13 protein-coding genes are annotated in these 14,267 nt (G+C 71.6%); 3 read left to right on the top strand and 10 right to left on the bottom strand.

Annotated features, from left to right (window positions below; all coding sequences use genetic code 11):
- Positions 1 to 1,163 precede the first annotated feature (1,163 nt).
- Positions 1,164 to 1,607, bottom strand: a complete 444-nt coding sequence (locus IO39_RS15100; RefSeq protein WP_211267019.1) for a MarR family winged helix-turn-helix transcriptional regulator — start codon at positions 1,605 to 1,607, stop codon at positions 1,164 to 1,166.
- Between the two features lie 63 nt (positions 1,608 to 1,670).
- Here IO39_RS15100 and IO39_RS15095 point away from each other — a divergent pair, with 63 nt between their 5' ends.
- Both IO39_RS15095 and IO39_RS57705 read left to right on the top strand, forming a co-directional pair.
- Complete coding sequence (locus tag IO39_RS15095; RefSeq protein ID WP_245641981.1) at positions 1,671 to 2,108, top strand: PPOX class F420-dependent oxidoreductase; 438 nt, start codon at positions 1,671 to 1,673, stop codon at positions 2,106 to 2,108.
- Between the two features lie 493 nt (positions 2,109 to 2,601).
- Positions 2,602 to 4,125, top strand: coding sequence for a glycosyltransferase family 39 protein (locus IO39_RS57705; protein WP_043622225.1), 1,524 nt, complete (start codon positions 2,602 to 2,604; stop codon positions 4,123 to 4,125).
- A 158-nt stretch (positions 4,126 to 4,283) separates the two neighbouring features.
- Here IO39_RS57705 and tyrS read toward each other — a convergent pair whose 3' ends face one another.
- The gene (tyrS, locus tag IO39_RS15085; protein WP_043622222.1) at positions 4,284 to 5,549 is read right to left on the bottom strand and encodes a tyrosine--tRNA ligase; all 1,266 of its coding nucleotides are present in this window, start codon (positions 5,547 to 5,549) and stop codon (positions 4,284 to 4,286) included.
- An 86-nt stretch (positions 5,550 to 5,635) separates the two neighbouring features.
- Here tyrS and IO39_RS15080 point away from each other — a divergent pair, with 86 nt between their 5' ends.
- Positions 5,636 to 6,037, top strand: coding sequence for a PH domain-containing protein (locus tag IO39_RS15080; RefSeq protein WP_052422912.1), 402 nt, complete (start codon positions 5,636 to 5,638; stop codon positions 6,035 to 6,037).
- Here the strand turns inward: IO39_RS15080 and IO39_RS15075 are convergent.
- The 8 genes from IO39_RS15075 to argC form a co-directional block, all read right to left on the bottom strand.
- Entirely contained in the window at positions 5,977 to 6,876 is a 900-nt protein-coding gene (locus IO39_RS15075; protein WP_245641980.1) for a DNA-3-methyladenine glycosylase, read from the bottom strand. The genes IO39_RS15080 and IO39_RS15075 overlap by 61 nt on opposite strands.
- An 8-nt stretch (positions 6,877 to 6,884) precedes the next feature.
- Entirely contained in the window at positions 6,885 to 8,306 is a 1,422-nt protein-coding gene (gene argH / locus IO39_RS15070) for an argininosuccinate lyase (protein WP_043622218.1), read from the bottom strand.
- A gap of 185 nt (positions 8,307 to 8,491) precedes the next feature.
- A complete protein-coding gene (locus IO39_RS15065; RefSeq protein WP_157548339.1) occupies positions 8,492 to 8,998 on the bottom strand; it encodes an arginine repressor in 507 nt (168 codons plus the stop codon).
- Positions 8,995 to 9,954, bottom strand: a complete 960-nt coding sequence (gene argF, locus IO39_RS15060) for an ornithine carbamoyltransferase (protein WP_245641979.1) — start codon at positions 9,952 to 9,954, stop codon at positions 8,995 to 8,997. The genes IO39_RS15065 and argF overlap by 4 nt, the downstream gene beginning before the upstream one ends.
- A complete protein-coding gene (locus IO39_RS15055; RefSeq protein ID WP_043622216.1) occupies positions 9,951 to 11,117 on the bottom strand; it encodes an acetylornithine transaminase in 1,167 nt (388 codons plus the stop codon). The genes argF and IO39_RS15055 overlap by 4 nt, the downstream gene beginning before the upstream one ends.
- Positions 11,114 to 11,989, bottom strand: coding sequence for an acetylglutamate kinase (gene argB, locus IO39_RS15050; protein WP_043622213.1), 876 nt, complete (start codon positions 11,987 to 11,989; stop codon positions 11,114 to 11,116). Before argB ends, IO39_RS15055 begins: the two co-directional genes overlap by 4 nt.
- Complete coding sequence (argJ, locus tag IO39_RS15045) at positions 11,986 to 13,137, bottom strand: bifunctional glutamate N-acetyltransferase/amino-acid acetyltransferase ArgJ (RefSeq protein ID WP_043622211.1); 1,152 nt, start codon at positions 13,135 to 13,137, stop codon at positions 11,986 to 11,988. Before argJ ends, argB begins: the two co-directional genes overlap by 4 nt.
- Entirely contained in the window at positions 13,134 to 14,186 is a 1,053-nt protein-coding gene (argC, locus tag IO39_RS15040) for an N-acetyl-gamma-glutamyl-phosphate reductase (protein ID WP_043622342.1), read from the bottom strand. Before argC ends, argJ begins: the two co-directional genes overlap by 4 nt.
- Positions 14,187 to 14,267: the final 81 nt, after the last annotated feature.

Below are 14,267 nucleotides of genomic sequence, written 5' to 3'. Positions count from 1 at the left end.
TCAACCAAAGGAATCCGTCAAATCAATGACGGGGTTGTGCATCATGCACTGGCTTTTAACACACTGTTGAGTTCTCAAGAAACGGACGCGTACTTCCTCACCAGGTTCACTTGCGGTGAACCGGCCCGGAGGCGCTATCTCGTTCTCCTCAATCTTATCAGATTGTCTCGCTTCGTGTCAAATCCGGCGGTTTGCCGGGAAGCGATCCGATCTTCCAAGATTGTGTGCCCCGGCTCCGAGGCAACCCTCGTAACTTACCGTGGCATCCGGACTATGTCGAATCAACCGATTTTCGGTGTCCTCGGCATGCCCAGAAACCGCCCCAAGCGGAAGCACGCCGAAGCGGCTCTGCCGGGTGGCTCGGTTGTTTCAAGGGGCTTGCCCTGGGGGCCCGTCCGCCTGATCGGCGTCCGGCTCACCTCCCCGGGCGAAGTGAAAGATTAGGTCGCGATCCGCGACACGTCAAATCGCCCCGCGCGGCGCGGCTGTCCGCCCCCTGGCGTCGTGGGGTGTGAGCAGGTCGTGGCGGAGGACCGCCGGCCGGCATGGGCGGGCGGAGTGCTGGAAGGCCGCCGGGGTGCCGGCCTCCTACCGCTCAACTCGGCTGGGCACCGGTTGCAGAACCTCTGACGGATGTCGGGGTGCACAACGCGGGGCGGGAGGTGATGCCGGACAGGAGCTTCGCGCGGAAGGTGCCGAGTGCGTGGAAGGTGCCGAGTCAAGGTCATCGGGAAGTTCCGGATATGGGGGGTGAAGAGCGCGAGGCACGAAGTACCGGACGCAATGCCAGGGGCATGAGGTCTGGACGCAAAGCCTGGGGTGCGAGGCACCGGGCGCGAGATAAGGACGCGAAGTCCCGGGAGTGGAGCAAGGGCACGGGGCAAGAGTGCAGGGTCCCGGACGCGGGGCAAGAGCGCGAAGTCCGGGACGCGAGGTCAGGCGTGAGGTGCCGCATGCGGAGTTGAGGCCGTGAACCCGAGGCGCCGGATGCGGAGTCAAGGGCGCGCGACATGGCGGATGCGAAGGCAAGCGCGTGAGGTGCAGGCACCACCGCAAGGCGGGAGCGCCACCGCAAGACAGAAGCGCCGTCACAGGACGGAAGCGTCACAGGAGTGCCGCCGCGAGGCAGGAGTGCCGTCGCAAACGGGAGTGCCGGGGGCGGGTCACAGTTCGGAGGTGGCGCGGGTGATGGCTTCGTTGCAGCGGGCCAGCAGGTCGCGCAGGAGGTCCCGCTCCTCGGGGCTGAGCTCGGCGGCGATCGCCCGCTCGATCACCACGGCCCGCTCGTCGGCCAGTCGCAGCGCCGCCTGCCCGGTCTCCGTGAGCCGGATCTCCAGGACGTTGCGGTGCCACGGGTGCGGCGAACGCTCGACCAGCCCGCGTTCCTCCAGGTTCTTGAGCACCACGGTCATGGCCTGCGGAGTCACCAGGCACGCGCGGGCCAGCGCCGCTCCCGAGATGCCGGGGCTGTCGGAGAGGGCGAGCAGGGCCGCGTACTGGGGAACGGTCAGTCCCGCCGGCCGTACGGCGACCTGTTTCGCGGCGATCAGGGCCTGTTCGGCGCGCTTGATGTCCAGGCCGAGGCGTTCGTCCGCAGGCATCCCCATGGCGCCGAGAGTACAACCTCAGATCCTCCTTCCAGTGTTGATGGTTATCAAAGCTTTGATAATGTGCCCGAGTCCGAGCTGATCGGCAGCTCGGGGAAGCCGAGAAAGGGCGCGACGATGATTCCGGAAAGCCACCTCGACCTGCTGACCAGGCCGCTCTTCGCCCACCTGGCCACGATCGCGCCCGACGGCACGCCTCACGTGAATCCCGTCTGGACGGTCTGGGACGGTGAGCACCTGCGGTTCACGACCACGACCGATCGGCGCAAGTGCGTGAACGTCCTGGAGAACCCGCATGTCGCGGTCTCCATCAACGACCCGGAGCAGCCGTACCGCTATCTGGAGATCCGCGGGGTCGTCGAGCGGGTGGAGGCGGATCCGTCGGGTGACTTCTTCGACGTGCTGGCCGATCGGTACGGGCTGGAGTACGAGCGGCCCGTCGGCGACGCCGAGCGGCGGGTGGTGATCGTGATGAAGCCGACGCGCACCACCCAGCAGTGAACGAAGCCTGCCACTGAGCCATGGAAGTCAGGGGCGAAGTCGGCTACGGATGAGAAGGGGCGCGGGGGCCGACCGCGGTGCACAACGGTTCCCAGACGGACAGGGTTCGGGGTCGGCTGCCGTGCGCGACGGTTCCCGGGCGGACAGGGCTCGGGCCGCTGGCGGGCACGACCTGTTCCCAGGCAGATGGGGCTCGGGGTCGGCTGCCGTGCACGACGGTTCCCAGGTTGCGGTAGGCGACGGTTTCCGGGCGGGCGGGGGTGTGGGTTCGCGTCAGTCCTGCACGGTACGGGTTGTCCGAAAGTCGCGGGGAGAGCTCGGAGGTCTGACGGGCGGAGAAGGGTCTCTGTCGCACCCGCGCCAGAGGGCCAAGGTGATCACATTCGCCGTGAACCCGCCCCATGCCGCGTATCCTGCCCCGGTGACCACTGCCGCCACACTAGCTCCCCCAGCTCGTCCCGCCCAACGTCTGCGCACGTCAGCGCCATGGTGGATGGGTCTGCTCGCCGGGCTCGCCGCGTTCTCCGGCACGGGCGCCGCCACGCTGAACGGCGACGAGCTCGCCACGATCAGCGCCGCCACCCGGTCGTTGCCGGGGATGTTCGAGCTGGCCCGGCACATTGACGGGCACTTCCTGCCGTACTACCTGTTCATGCACCTCTGGGTGAAGGCGGGCATGGCGGAGCTGTGGTTGCGGCTGCCGTCGGCGGTGGCAATCGGGGTGGCGGCCTGGCTGCTGGCCGATCTGGGGCGGCGTCTGCACAGCGTCCGGGCGGGGGTGATCGCGGCCGGCGTCTTCGCGATCCTGCCGTCGGTGTCCTACTACGGGGCTTTCGCCAGGTCGTACGCGTTCGCGGCGGCCGCGGTGGTGTTCGCGTTCTGGTCGCTGCACCGGGCGATCGAGCGGCCCGTCCTCCGGCGGTGGGTGGCGTACGGGGTGGCGGTCGCGCTCGTGTGCTCCACGCACCTGTTCGCGGTGCTCGTCCTGCCCGCCCAGCTCCTGCTGCTGCGCCGGGCCCACGCGGTGCGGATGCTGGCTGCGCTGGCCGTCGGGTCCGTGCCCGCCGCCGTGCTGGGCCTGATCGGGTACGGGGAGCGGCATGCCATCAGCTGGATCCCCGAGCGGGGGCCGGAGGTGTGGCTCAAGTTCCCCAAGATGGCGGCGGGGACGACCTGGCTCGGGGTCGTGTTGTTCGCGATGGCGCTGGCCGGGGCGGCGCTGTTGTTCCGGCAGGCCCACGGCCGCGCCGGTCACCATGGCCCCGATGGTCTTCAGGGTCGCGAGCGTTTCCACGGCCCTGATGGTCTTCAGGATCGTGAGGGTCTCCGCGGCCGGAATGGTCTCCGCGGCCGGGATGCTTCCCATGGTCGTGGCGGGCTGGACGGGCCCGGTGGCCGGGTTTGGGCGGCGGTGCTGGTGGGGTGGCTGGTGTTGCCGCCGGTGTTGTTGCTGCTGGTGTCGTGGCTGGTGACGCCGGCGTACGTGGACCGGTACCTCTTCGTGACCGCCCCCGCGCTGTCCCTCCTGGCCGGGCTGGCGGTGGCCTGCCTGCCCCGCTTCCACGTCGTGGCGGGGGTGGCGGTCGTGGCGCTCGGGTGCGCGCTGGCCATCCCCGAGCACGTGGAGGTACGGGAGGAGAACGGGCGGTTCGAGAACATCCCGTGGGCGTTGCGCGTGATCAAGGCCGAGCCGGATGACGGGATCGTCTACGGGCAGAGCCCGCTGCGCGCCGGCTTCGACTACTACGCCGATTCCCTCATGCCGGTCGATGTGCTGCGATCCGGGGATTCGCCCAACCCTGACGGGTTCGGGTATCCGGAGCGCTCCGATGTCTCCGCGGCGCTGGAGGGGCGTGAGCGGGTTTGGGTCGTGTGGCGCGGGACGAAGCAGTCGGGCCTGGAAGGTGACTCCATCGACCGGGTGGGCGAGGTGAAGGAGGCCGGGTTCGAGCTCAGCATGGCCAAGCACTCGGGGGATCTGCCGGGCCTGACGGTCGCGCTGTTCACCCGCCGGTGAACCCGCCGGAAACCGTCGGAAACCGCCGAGGACCCGCCGGGGACCCGCCGACTCCCATGACCTGCGCCCGGTGACCCGGACGAGCCGCCCGGTCCCGTACCACACCAAGAGGCGGGCCTCCCCGCGAGGGAAGGCCCGCCTCTTCGTCGTGCGGAAGGTCAGCCGACCTCGACGCCGCCGATCGACTTCTTGCCGCGGCGCAGCACCATGAAGCGCCCGCCCAGCAGGTCGTCGGCGGTCGGCGTGTAGGACTCGTCGGTGATCTTGCGGTTGTTGAGGTACGCCCCGCCCTCCTTCACCGCCCTCCGGGCCGCCGACTTGGACTCCACCAGGCCGCTGTCGGCCAGCAGGTCCACGAACGACGCGCCGAGCGCGGGCACCGTGGCCTTGGGCACCTCGGCCAGCGCCGCGCCGAGGGTGGCGGCCGGCAGCTCCTCCAGCGCACCCTGGCCGAACAGGGCCTTGGAGGCGGCCAGCACCGCGTCCAGCTCCTGCCTGCCGTGCAGCATCTCGGTGAGGTCCTCGGCCAGCGTGCGCTGGGCCTCGCGGGCGAAGGGCCGCTCGGCGACGGCCTTCTCCAGGGCCTCGATCTCCTCGCGGCCGCGGAACGTGAACACCTTGAGGTAGTGGATCACGTCACGGTCGTCGGAGTTGAGGAAGTACTGGTAGAAGGCGTACGGCGAGGTCATCGCGGGGTCGAGCCAGAGCGCGCCGCCCGCCGTCTTGCCGAACTTGGTGCCGTCGGCCTTGGTGATGAGCGGCTGGGTGAGCACGTGGACGTGCCCGCCCTCGATGCGGCGGATCAGGTCGGCGCCCGCGGTGATGTTGCCCCACTGGTCGCTGCCGCCGATCTGGAGCGTGCAGTTGTAGCGCCGGTAGAGCTCCAGGTAGTCGTTGGACTGCAGGATCTGGTAGCTGAACTCGGTGTAGCTCAGCCCCTCCCCCGCCAGGCGGGCGGAGACCGACTCCCTGGCCAGCATGCGGTTGACCGGGAAGTGCTTGCCGATGTCGCGCAGGAAGTCGATGGCGCTCAGCTCGCCGGTCCAGTCGAGGTTGCTGACCAGGCGGGCGGGGTTGGGCCGGGTGTCGAAGTCGAGGAACTTGCCGACCTGGCCGCGCAGGCGCTCCACCCACTCGGCGACGATCTCCGTGGAGTTGAGCGAGCGCTCGGTGTTGCGTCCGCTGGGGTCACCGATCAGTCCGGTGGCGCCGCCGACCAGGCCGATCGGGTTGTGCCCGGCGAGCTGGAAGCGGCGCAGCGTCAGCAGCGGCACGAAGTGGCCGATGTGCAGCGACGGCGCGGTGGGGTCGAAGCCGGAATAGACCGTGATCGGCGCCTTGGCCATGGACGCGCGCAGGGCGTCGAGGTCGGTGGACTGGGCGATCAGGCCTCGCCATGCGAGGTCGTCGATGATGTCGGTCACGGTGATCTGGCTTTCCTGGTCGAAGTGGATGCCTACAGCCTGCCCGATCAGTGCGCATGCGCGCCACTTGGATACGCTGGGTGTCCATGTGGAGGGTCCGTCGCGAGCTGGCCGTTTTCAAGATCTTAGGGGCTCTGGCGTGTGCCGGGCTCGGCGTTTACTGGTGGGCCGAGGGCGATTTCCGGGGCGTTGTCCTGGCCGTCCCCGCGACCCTGCTGGTGGGCGGGATGGGGCTGCGTGACCTGCTGGTCCCCGTACGGCTGGCGGCCGACGAGAGCGGCATCACCGTGGTGCACGGGTTCGCGGGCAGGCGGCACGTGCCGTGGGAGAAGATCTGGGACATCAAGGTGGACGTGCGCAGGCGGTGGGGCTTGCGCACCGAGATGCTCGAGATCGACACCGAGGACAACCTGCACATCTTCAGCGCTCACGAGCTGGGCGCCTCCCCCACGGAGGTGGCCGCGGCGTTGCGGCGCCGGGGCACGTGAGCACGGTACGGCGACACGGTCGGGTCGCCGTCGATCCAGAATCGCCAGGGGGTCTCCCTGGCCGTCGACACGCCGGTGCGGGGCCCTGACCTGATCAGGCCGGGGTCGGCCGGCCGGCCTTCCAGCACGGTGAGCGAGTCGTGCGGGCGGCCGGCGAACGAGCCTTCGAGGATGGCGTCGAGGCCGTTGTGCTCGCGGAGCAGCCCGAGCGCCACGGCCAGCCGGGCGGGGCCGCGCGCCAGGTCACGGTCCGGGACCCGCCTCCCGGGCGGGCGGGCGCCGGAGGTGCGGCGGGAGCGGGCCAGGTCGAGGCCCGCCACCACCTCGCCCGCCCGCAGCAGCGCGGCCGAGCCGGAGCCCTCCGGCAGGCAGACGAGGTTGGCGCAGAAGTGCATGCCGTAGGTGAAGTAGACGTACAGGTGACCGGGCGGGCCGAACATGACCGCGTTGCGCGGCGTCCTGCCCCGGTAGGTGTGGGCCGCCGGGTCCTCGCCCGGGCCGCCGTACGCCTCGACCTCGGTCAGGCGTACGGCGACGGCGCCCGCCCCGCTGCCGTGCACGAGCACGCGCCCGAGCAGGTCGGGCGCCACCTCGTGGGAGGGCCGGTCGAAGAAGGCCCGCGGCAGCGGGGCGAGGCTCAGCTCACCGCCGCCGCCGTCCACGGCGAAGCCCGGCTCACCGGAGCCCGCGCCGCCGGCCCTGCTGCCGGCGCCCGGGCCACCACCGCCCGGGCCACCACCGTCCGGGCCGACGCCGTCCGGGCCGACGCCGTCCGGGCCGACGCCGTCCGGGCCACCGGCGCTGCCGCCGGTGTCCGGGTCGCCGAAGGAGGGGGTCAAGGCGGAGCTCAGCTCCCGGCCGCCCAGGCCGCCTGCGCGTCGACCGCCTCCCGCAGCGCGACGAGCTGGTCGCGGACGCGGTCGGGGGCGGTGCCGCCGTGGGCCTTGCGCGCGGCCAGCGCGCCCGGCACGCTGAGCACGTCGCGGACGTCGGGCGTCAGGTGCGGCGAGACCTTGACCAGCTCGTCGTCGGTCAGCTCGCCGAGGTCCTTGTCGTTGACCTGGCACCACACCACCAGGTGGCCGACGGCCTCGTGCGCCTCGCGGAACGGCACCCCGCGCCGCACGAGCAGCTCGGCCAGGTCGGTGGCCAGCGCGTAGCCGTCGGGGGCCGAGGCCTCCATGCGCGCGGTGTTGACCCGCATGGTCGCGACCAGGCCGGCCATCGCGGGCAGGACCAGCAGGAGCGTGTCGACCGCGTCGAAGACCGGCTCCTTGTCCTCCTGGAGGTCGCGGTTGTAGGTCAGCGGCAGGCCCTTGAGCGTGGTCAGCAGCGACATCAGGTTGCCGATCAGCCGCCCCGACTTGCCGCGCGCCAGCTCGGCCACGTCGGGGTTCTTCTTCTGGGGCATGATCGACGAGCCGGTGGAGTAGGCGTCGTCCATCTCGATCCAGCGGAACTCCTGCGAGGCCCACAGGACGATCTCCTCGCCCAGCCGCGACAGGTGCACGCCGATCATGGCCGCGTCGAACAGGAACTCGGCGGCGAAGTCGCGGTCGGCGACGGCGTCCATCGAGTTGGGCGCGGCGGCGGAGAAGCCCAGCTCCTCGGCCACGGCCTGCGGGTCGAGCGGCAGCGAGGAGCCCGCCAGGGCGCCGGCGCCGAGCGGGGAGATGGCGGCGCGCTTGTCCCAGTCGATGATCCGGTCGATGTCGCGGCTGAAGGCGTGGACGTGCGCCAGGAGCTGGTGGCCGAACGAGACCGGCTGGGCGTGCTGCAGGTGCGTCATGCCGGGCGCGGCCGTGTCGGCGTGGGTGGCGGCCTGGGCCATCAGCGCCGTCTCCAGCTCGACCAGGCGCGAGACGACCGAGCGGGCGTGGTCGCGCAGGTAGAGGCGCAGGTCGGTGGCGATCTGGTCGTTACGCGAGCGGCCGGCGCGCAGCTTGCCGCCGAGCGAGCCGAGCCGCTCCAGCAGGCCGCGCTCCAGCGCGGTGTGCACGTCCTCGTCAGCGACCGTCGGCCGGAACTCGCCCTCCTTGCAGGCCCGCTCCAGGTCGTCGAGCGCGCCGATCATGCGCTCGAGCTCCTCGTCGCTCAGCAGCCCCGCCCTGTGCAGCACGCGGGCGTGCGCCCTGGACGCCGCCAGGTCGTACGGCACCAGCCGCCAGTCGAAGTGCACGCTCACCGACAGCCGGGCCAGCGCGTCGGACGGGCCGCTCTCGAAGCGTCCGCCCCACAGCCGCATCGGCTTGCCTTCACTCACCGTCATCTCCTCCGTTTCCCCCGCGACCATAGTGCAACTCAGCCTCTCTTCGCGTCCCGTGCGGCCGCGATCTTAGCGGGCAGGGAGAAGAGCTGGACGAAGCCCTTGGCCTGCGCCTGGTCAAAGGTGTCCGGGCCGCCTGAACAGGCGGGGACTGCCCTGTCGGGCATTTCATGATCTCCAAAAGTGCGCTAGGCGCGCCGGTCGGCGGCCTTGAGCAGTGCCTGCGCGAGGGCCTGCCCGCCCGCGGGGTCGCGGCTGATGACGAGGATGGTGTCGTCACCCGCGACCGTGCCGAGGATGGTCTCCCAGTCGGCGTGGTCGATGGCGGAGGCCAGGAACTGGGCCGCGCCGGGCGGTGTGCGTACGATGACCAGGTTGGCCGAGGCCTCGGCGCTGACCAGCAGCTCCTCCGCGATGCGGTGCAGGCGGGCGGCGGGGGTCTCGCCGGTGCCCAGCCGGGTCAGCGGGATCCTGCCGCCGCCCTCGCCGGGCAGCGCGTAGACGAGGGAGCCGTCGTCGGCGCGCAGCTTGAGCGCGCCGAGCTCGTCGAGGTCGCGCGAGAGCGTGGCCTGGGTGACCTCGACGCCGCTCTCGGCGAGCAGCTTGGCCAGCTCGGGCTGGGAGCGCACGGCCTTCCGCTGCAGCAGGTCGGTGATCTTGGCCTGCCGCGCGGCCTTGGTCATCGGGATCGTCATGCCGCCGACACTAGCCAGTGCAGGAGGGCCTTCTGCGCGTGCAGCCGGTTCTCCGCCTGGTCCCACACCACGCTGCGCGGCCCTTCGAGCACGTCGGCGGTGATCTCGTAGTCGCGGTAGGCGGGCAGGCAGTGCAGCACGATCGCGTCGGGCGCGGCGTGCGCGAGCAGCTCGGCGTTCACCTGGTACGGCATGAGCGCGGCCACCCGCTCGTCCTTGCCGTCCTGGCCCATCGAGACCCACGTGTCCGTGGCGATCACGTGGGCGCCCTCGGCGGCGGCCGCGGGGTCGGACAGCGTGGCGACCGAGCCGCCGGTGCCTGCGGCGATGGCGGCGGCGCGGTCGAGGACGAGCGCGTCGGGCTGGTAGCCGGCCGGGGCGGCGATGCGCACGTGCATGCCGGCCGTGGCGCCGCCGAGCAGGTAGGAGTGGGCCATGTTGTTGGCGCCGTCGCCCAGGTAGGTGAGCGTGAGCCCGGCGGTGCGGCCCAGCCTCTCTCTGATGGTCTGCAGGTCGGCGAGGATCTGGCAGGGGTGGAACTCGTCGGTGAGCGCGTTGACGACCGGCACCCGGGAATGGGCGGCCATCTCGTCGATGCGCTCCTGCCCGGAGGTGCGCCAGACGATGGCGGCCACCTGCCGGTCGAAGACCCTGGCGATGTCGGCGGCCGGCTCGCCGCGGCCCATGAGGACCGAGACGTTGTCCACGATGAGCGGCAGGCCGCCCAGCTCGCCGATGCCGGCGTGGAAGGAGACGCGGGTCCTGGCGGACGGCTTGTCGAACAGGACGGCGACGCTCTGCGGGCCCTCGAAGGGGCGCCAGCCGAACCGGTCCTTCTTCATGGCGGCGGCCAGGTCGAGGACCTCCGCCTGCTCGGCGGGGCTCAGGTCGTCGTCGCGCAGGAAGTGCCTGACCTTCGCGGGGTTGTGCTCGATGTTCACTTGGCCGCCGTTCACTTGGCCGCCTCCTCCAGGATCGTGGGGAACGCGGTCACGAGGGCGTCCACCTCGTCGGGGGTGACGATCAGCGGTGGCGCGATGCGGATCGCGTCGGGTTGCACGGCGTTGACCAGGAAGCCGGCGTTCGCGGCGGCCTGCTGGACCTGGGCCGCGCGCGGCTCGGACAGCACCGCGGCCAGCCAGAGGCCGCGGCCGCGCACGCCCTTGAGCAGCGGGTGGCCGACGCCCTCCAGGCCGCCGCGCAGCCGGGCGGCGACGGAGCGCACGTGGTCGAGGTCGACGGTGTCGAGCACGGCCAGCGCCGCGGCGCACGAGACCGGGTTGCCGCCGAACGTCGAGCCGTGGTCGCCCTTCTCGAACAGCGTGCCGGCCTCGCCGAACCCGACGCAGGCGCCGATCGGCAGGCCGCCGCCCAGGCCCTTGGCCAGGGTGACGATGTCGGGGGTGACGCCGTCGGCCTGGTGGGCGAACCAGTGGCCGCTGCGGCCGATCGCCGACTGGATCTCGTCGGCCACCAGCAGCGCGCCGGTCGCGTCGCAGATCACGCGGGCCGCCTCGAAGTAGCCCTCGGGCGGCGGCACCACGCCGGCCTCGCCCTGGGTGGGCTCCAGGAAGACCGCGATGCAGTCGTCGGTGACGGCCTCCTTGAGCGCGTCGGCGTCGCCGTACGGGACGAAGCGGACCGGGACCGGGAACGGTCCGAACTGGTCGCGGATGGACTTCTTGCCCGTCAGGGACAGGGCGCCGATGGTGCGGCCGTGGAAGCCGTTCTCGGCGGCCACGAAGTAGGAGCGGCCCTCGCGCCGGCCGTACTTGAGCGCCAGCTTGTAGGCGGCCTCGTTGGCCTCGGTGCCGGAGTTGGCGAAGAAGACCCGGGCGGGGGCGTCGAGCAGCGACAGGAGCTTCTCCGCGAGCAGCACCTCGGGCTCGTGCAGGAACAGGTTGCTGGTGTGCGCGATGGTGGCCACCTGCCGGGAGACCGCCTCGACCAGGGCGGGGTGGGCGTGGCCGAGCGAGCTGGTCGCGATGCCGGCGATGAAGTCGAGGTACTGCCTGCCCTCGACGTCCCACACGCGGGTGCCCTCGCCTCGTGCCAGGGCGACCGGGGGGACGCCGTAGTTGGGCATGAAGGCGTTGTCGAACCTTTCGTACAGGCTCATGAGGGCATCACCATCGTTCCGATTCCTTCATTGGTGAAGATCTCCAGCAGCAGGGCGTGCGGCACCCGCCCGTCGAGGACGTGGGCCCGGGGGACCCCGCCCTGGACGGCCGACAGGCACGCCTCCATCTTCGGGACCATCCCGCTGGACAGTGTGGGCATCAGGGCCGCGAGCTCGTCGGCGGTGAGCTCGTCGATCACGTCGGTGTCGTCGGGCCAGTTGGCGTACAGGCCCTCGACGTCGGTCAGGACGATCAGTTTCTGCGCCTGCAGCGCCACGGCCAGCGCGGCGGCGGCGGTGTCGGCGTTGACGTTGTAGATCTCGCCGTCGTCGCCCCTGGCGACGCTGGAGATCACCGGGATGCGGCCGTCGGCGATCAGGGCGTGCACCGCGCCGGGGTCGACCTTGATGATCTCGCCGACCTGGCCGATGTCCACCGGCCGGCCGTCCACGACGGCGTGCTTGCGCACGGCGGTGAACAGGTGGGCGTCCTCGCCGGACATGCCGACGGCGAACGGGCCGTGCCGGTTGATCAGGCCGACGATGTCGCGGTTGACCTGGCCGGTGAGCACCATCCTGACGACCTGCATGGCCTCGGGCGTGGTGACCCGCAGGCCGGCGGCGAAGGTGGACTCGATGCCGAGCCTGTCCAGGGCGCTGCTGATCTGCGGGCCGCCGCCGTGCACGACGACCGGGCGCAGGCCCGCGTGCTGCAGGAAGACGACGTCCTCGGCGAAGCCCTCCTTGAGGGACTCCTCGATCATGGCGTTGCCGCCGTACTTGATGACGACGGTCGCGCCGGCGAAGCGGGTCAGCCAGGGCAGCGCCTCGATCAGGGTGCCGGCCTTGGTCTGCGCGGCGGTGCGCCTCATGAGGAGTACGCCGAGTTCTCGTGGACGTAGTCGGCCGTCAGGTCGGTCGTGTGCACCGTGGCGGTGTGCGGGCCGGCCGACAGGTCGATGGTGATCGTCACGTCGCGGGGGCGCATGTCCACCTTGGAGCGGTCGTCGCCCACGGCGCCGCCGCGGCAGATCCAGATGCCGTTGATGGCGACGTTGAGGCGGTCGGGCTCGAACTCCGCGTCGGTGGTGCCGACGGCGGCCAGCACGCGGCCCCAGTTCGGGTCCTCGCCGTGGATGGCGCACTTGAGCAGGTTGGAACGGGCCACGGAGCGGCCGACCTTGACCGCGTCGTCCTCGGAGGCCGCGCCGACCACCTCGATGGCGATGGCCTTGGAGGCGCCCTCGGCGTCCACCAGGAGCTGCCTGGCCAGGTCGGCGCAGACCTCGGTGACCCGCTGCTCGAACTCGGCCAGGTCGGGCTTGACCCCGGCGGCGCCGCTGGCGAGCAGCAGCACGGTGTCGTTGGTGGACATGCAGCCGTCGGTGTCGAGCCGGTCGAACGTCCTGGACGTGGCCCTGCGCAGGGTGGCGTCGAGCTCCTCGCTGGTCAGGTCGGCGTCGGTGGTGATCACGCAGAGCATGGTGGCCAGGGCCGGGGCGAGCATGCCGGCGCCCTTGGCCATCCCGCCGACCATGTAGCCGGTGCCGCGCTTGAAGGAGATCTTGGAGACGGTGTCGGTGGTCCGGATGGCGTCGGCGGCGGCCAGGCCGCCGTCGCGGGAGAGCTGGCCCGCGGCGGTCTCGACGCCGGACAGCAGCGCCTCCATCGGCAGCCGCTCGCCGATCAGGCCGGTGGAGCAGACCGCGACCTCGCCCGCGGAGTCCTGCAGCGCCTCGGCGACCTTCTCGGCGGTGGCGTGGGTGTCCTGGAAGCCCTCCGGGCCCGTGCAGGCGTTGGCGCCGCCGGAGTTCAGCACGACCGCCCGCAGCCGCCCGCCCGCCAGGACCTGCTGCGACCACAGCACCGGCGCGGCCTTCACGCGGTTGGCGGTGAAGACGCCCGCGGCGGCGCGGCAGGGCCCGTCGTTGACGACGAGGGCCAGGTCGCGGGCGCCGCCGGATTTGATCCCGGCGGCGACGCCCGCGGCCCGGAAGCCCAGGGGGGCTGTAACACTCATGGTGCGACTCCTGTCATGGGGAGGCCGAGCTCTTCCTGCAGGCCGAGGGCGAGGTTCACGCTCTGCAGGGCGCCCCCGGCCGTGCCCTTGGTGAGGTTGTCGATGGCGATGACGGCGACCACGCGGCCCGCGCGCTCGTCGAGCGTCACCTGCAGCGCCGCGGTGTTGGCGCCGTAGGTCATGGAGGTGGCGGGCCAGACGCCCTCGGGCAGGAGCCGCACGAACGGCTCGTCCTTCAGCGCCAGCTCGTACGCCGTGCGCAGCGCCTCCTTGGTGAGGCCGGGGGCGGCGGGGGCGGTGCAGGTGGCCAGGATGCCGCGGCTCATGGGGGCCAGGGTCGGGGTGAACGACACGCGCACCGGCGTGCCCGCCACGGCCGACAGGCCCTGCTCCATCTCGGGGGTGTGCCGGTGGACGCCGCCCACGCCGTACGCGCTGGCCGAGCCCATGACCTCGCTGCCGAGCAGGCTGGGCTTGAGCGACTTGCCGGCGCCGCTGGTGCCGCTGGCGGCCACCACGACCACGTCGGGCCCGGCGAGCCCGGCGGCGAAGGCGGGCGTCAGCGCGAGCAGCACCGAGGTCGGGTAGCAGCCGGGGACGGCGATGCGCTTGGCGCTCCTGAGGATCTCGCGCTGGCCGGGCAGCTCGGGCAGGCCGTAGGGCCAGGTGCCGGCGTGCTCGCCGCCGTAGAACTCCTGCCAGGCGGCCGGGTCGGAGAGCCGGTGGTCGGCGCCGCAGTCGACCACGATCGTCTCCTCGCCGAGCTGGGCGGCGACGGCGGCGGAGTGGCCGTGCGGCAGGGCCAGGAAGACGACGTCGTGGCCGGCGAGCGTGTCGGCGGTGGTGTCCTCGATCAGGCGGCCGGCCAGTTGCGGCAGGTGGGGCTGGTGGGCGCCGAGCGGGCTGCCGGCGCTGGCGGCGGCGGTGAGCGCGCCGATCTCGAACTCGGGGTGGCCGAGGAGGAGGCGGAGCAGCTCCCCTCCCGCGTAGCCGCTGGCCCCCGCGACCGCTGCCCTCAATTCGACCCCTCCTGCTGCATGATTATGCATCATCACTCATGACCTTGCTTGTGAAGATAATGCACTCTAGAGGATGTACATGCAAGCCGCGACGGGCCGGATGCCCGCATC

The organism is Nonomuraea candida, from assembly GCF_000725485.1.
In the GTDB taxonomy this organism is placed as follows: Bacteria; Actinomycetota; Actinomycetes; order Streptosporangiales; family Streptosporangiaceae; genus Nonomuraea; species Nonomuraea candida.
The sequence above is the reverse complement of the archived record's forward strand: the minus strand, read 5'-3'. Positions and strand labels throughout refer to the sequence as shown.

What these genes read in the sequence shown, in the direction of transcription:
- IO39_RS15100 (WP_211267019.1), bottom strand. Translation starts at nt 1,607, where the DNA reads ATGGGGATGCCTGCGGACGAACGCCTCGGCCTGGACATCAAGCGCGCC.
- IO39_RS57705 (WP_043622225.1), top strand. Translation starts at nt 2,602, where the DNA reads ATGGGTCTGCTCGCCGGGCTCGCCGCGTTCTCCGGCACGGGCGCCGCC.
- IO39_RS15080 (WP_052422912.1), top strand. Translation starts at nt 5,636, where the DNA reads ATGTGGAGGGTCCGTCGCGAGCTGGCCGTTTTCAAGATCTTAGGGGCT.
- argH (WP_043622218.1), bottom strand. Translation starts at nt 8,306, where the DNA reads ATGACGGTGAGTGAAGGCAAGCCGATGCGGCTGTGGGGCGGACGCTTC.
- IO39_RS15065 (WP_157548339.1), bottom strand. Translation starts at nt 8,998, where the DNA reads ATGACGATCCCGATGACCAAGGCCGCGCGGCAGGCCAAGATCACCGAC.
- IO39_RS15055 (WP_043622216.1), bottom strand. Translation starts at nt 11,117, where the DNA reads ATGAGCCTGTACGAAAGGTTCGACAACGCCTTCATGCCCAACTACGGC.
- argB (WP_043622213.1), bottom strand. Translation starts at nt 11,989, where the DNA reads ATGAGGCGCACCGCCGCGCAGACCAAGGCCGGCACCCTGATCGAGGCG.
- argJ (WP_043622211.1), bottom strand. Translation starts at nt 13,137, where the DNA reads ATGAGTGTTACAGCCCCCCTGGGCTTCCGGGCCGCGGGCGTCGCCGCC.
- argC (WP_043622342.1), bottom strand. Translation starts at nt 14,186, where the DNA reads ATGCATAATCATGCAGCAGGAGGGGTCGAATTGAGGGCAGCGGTCGCG.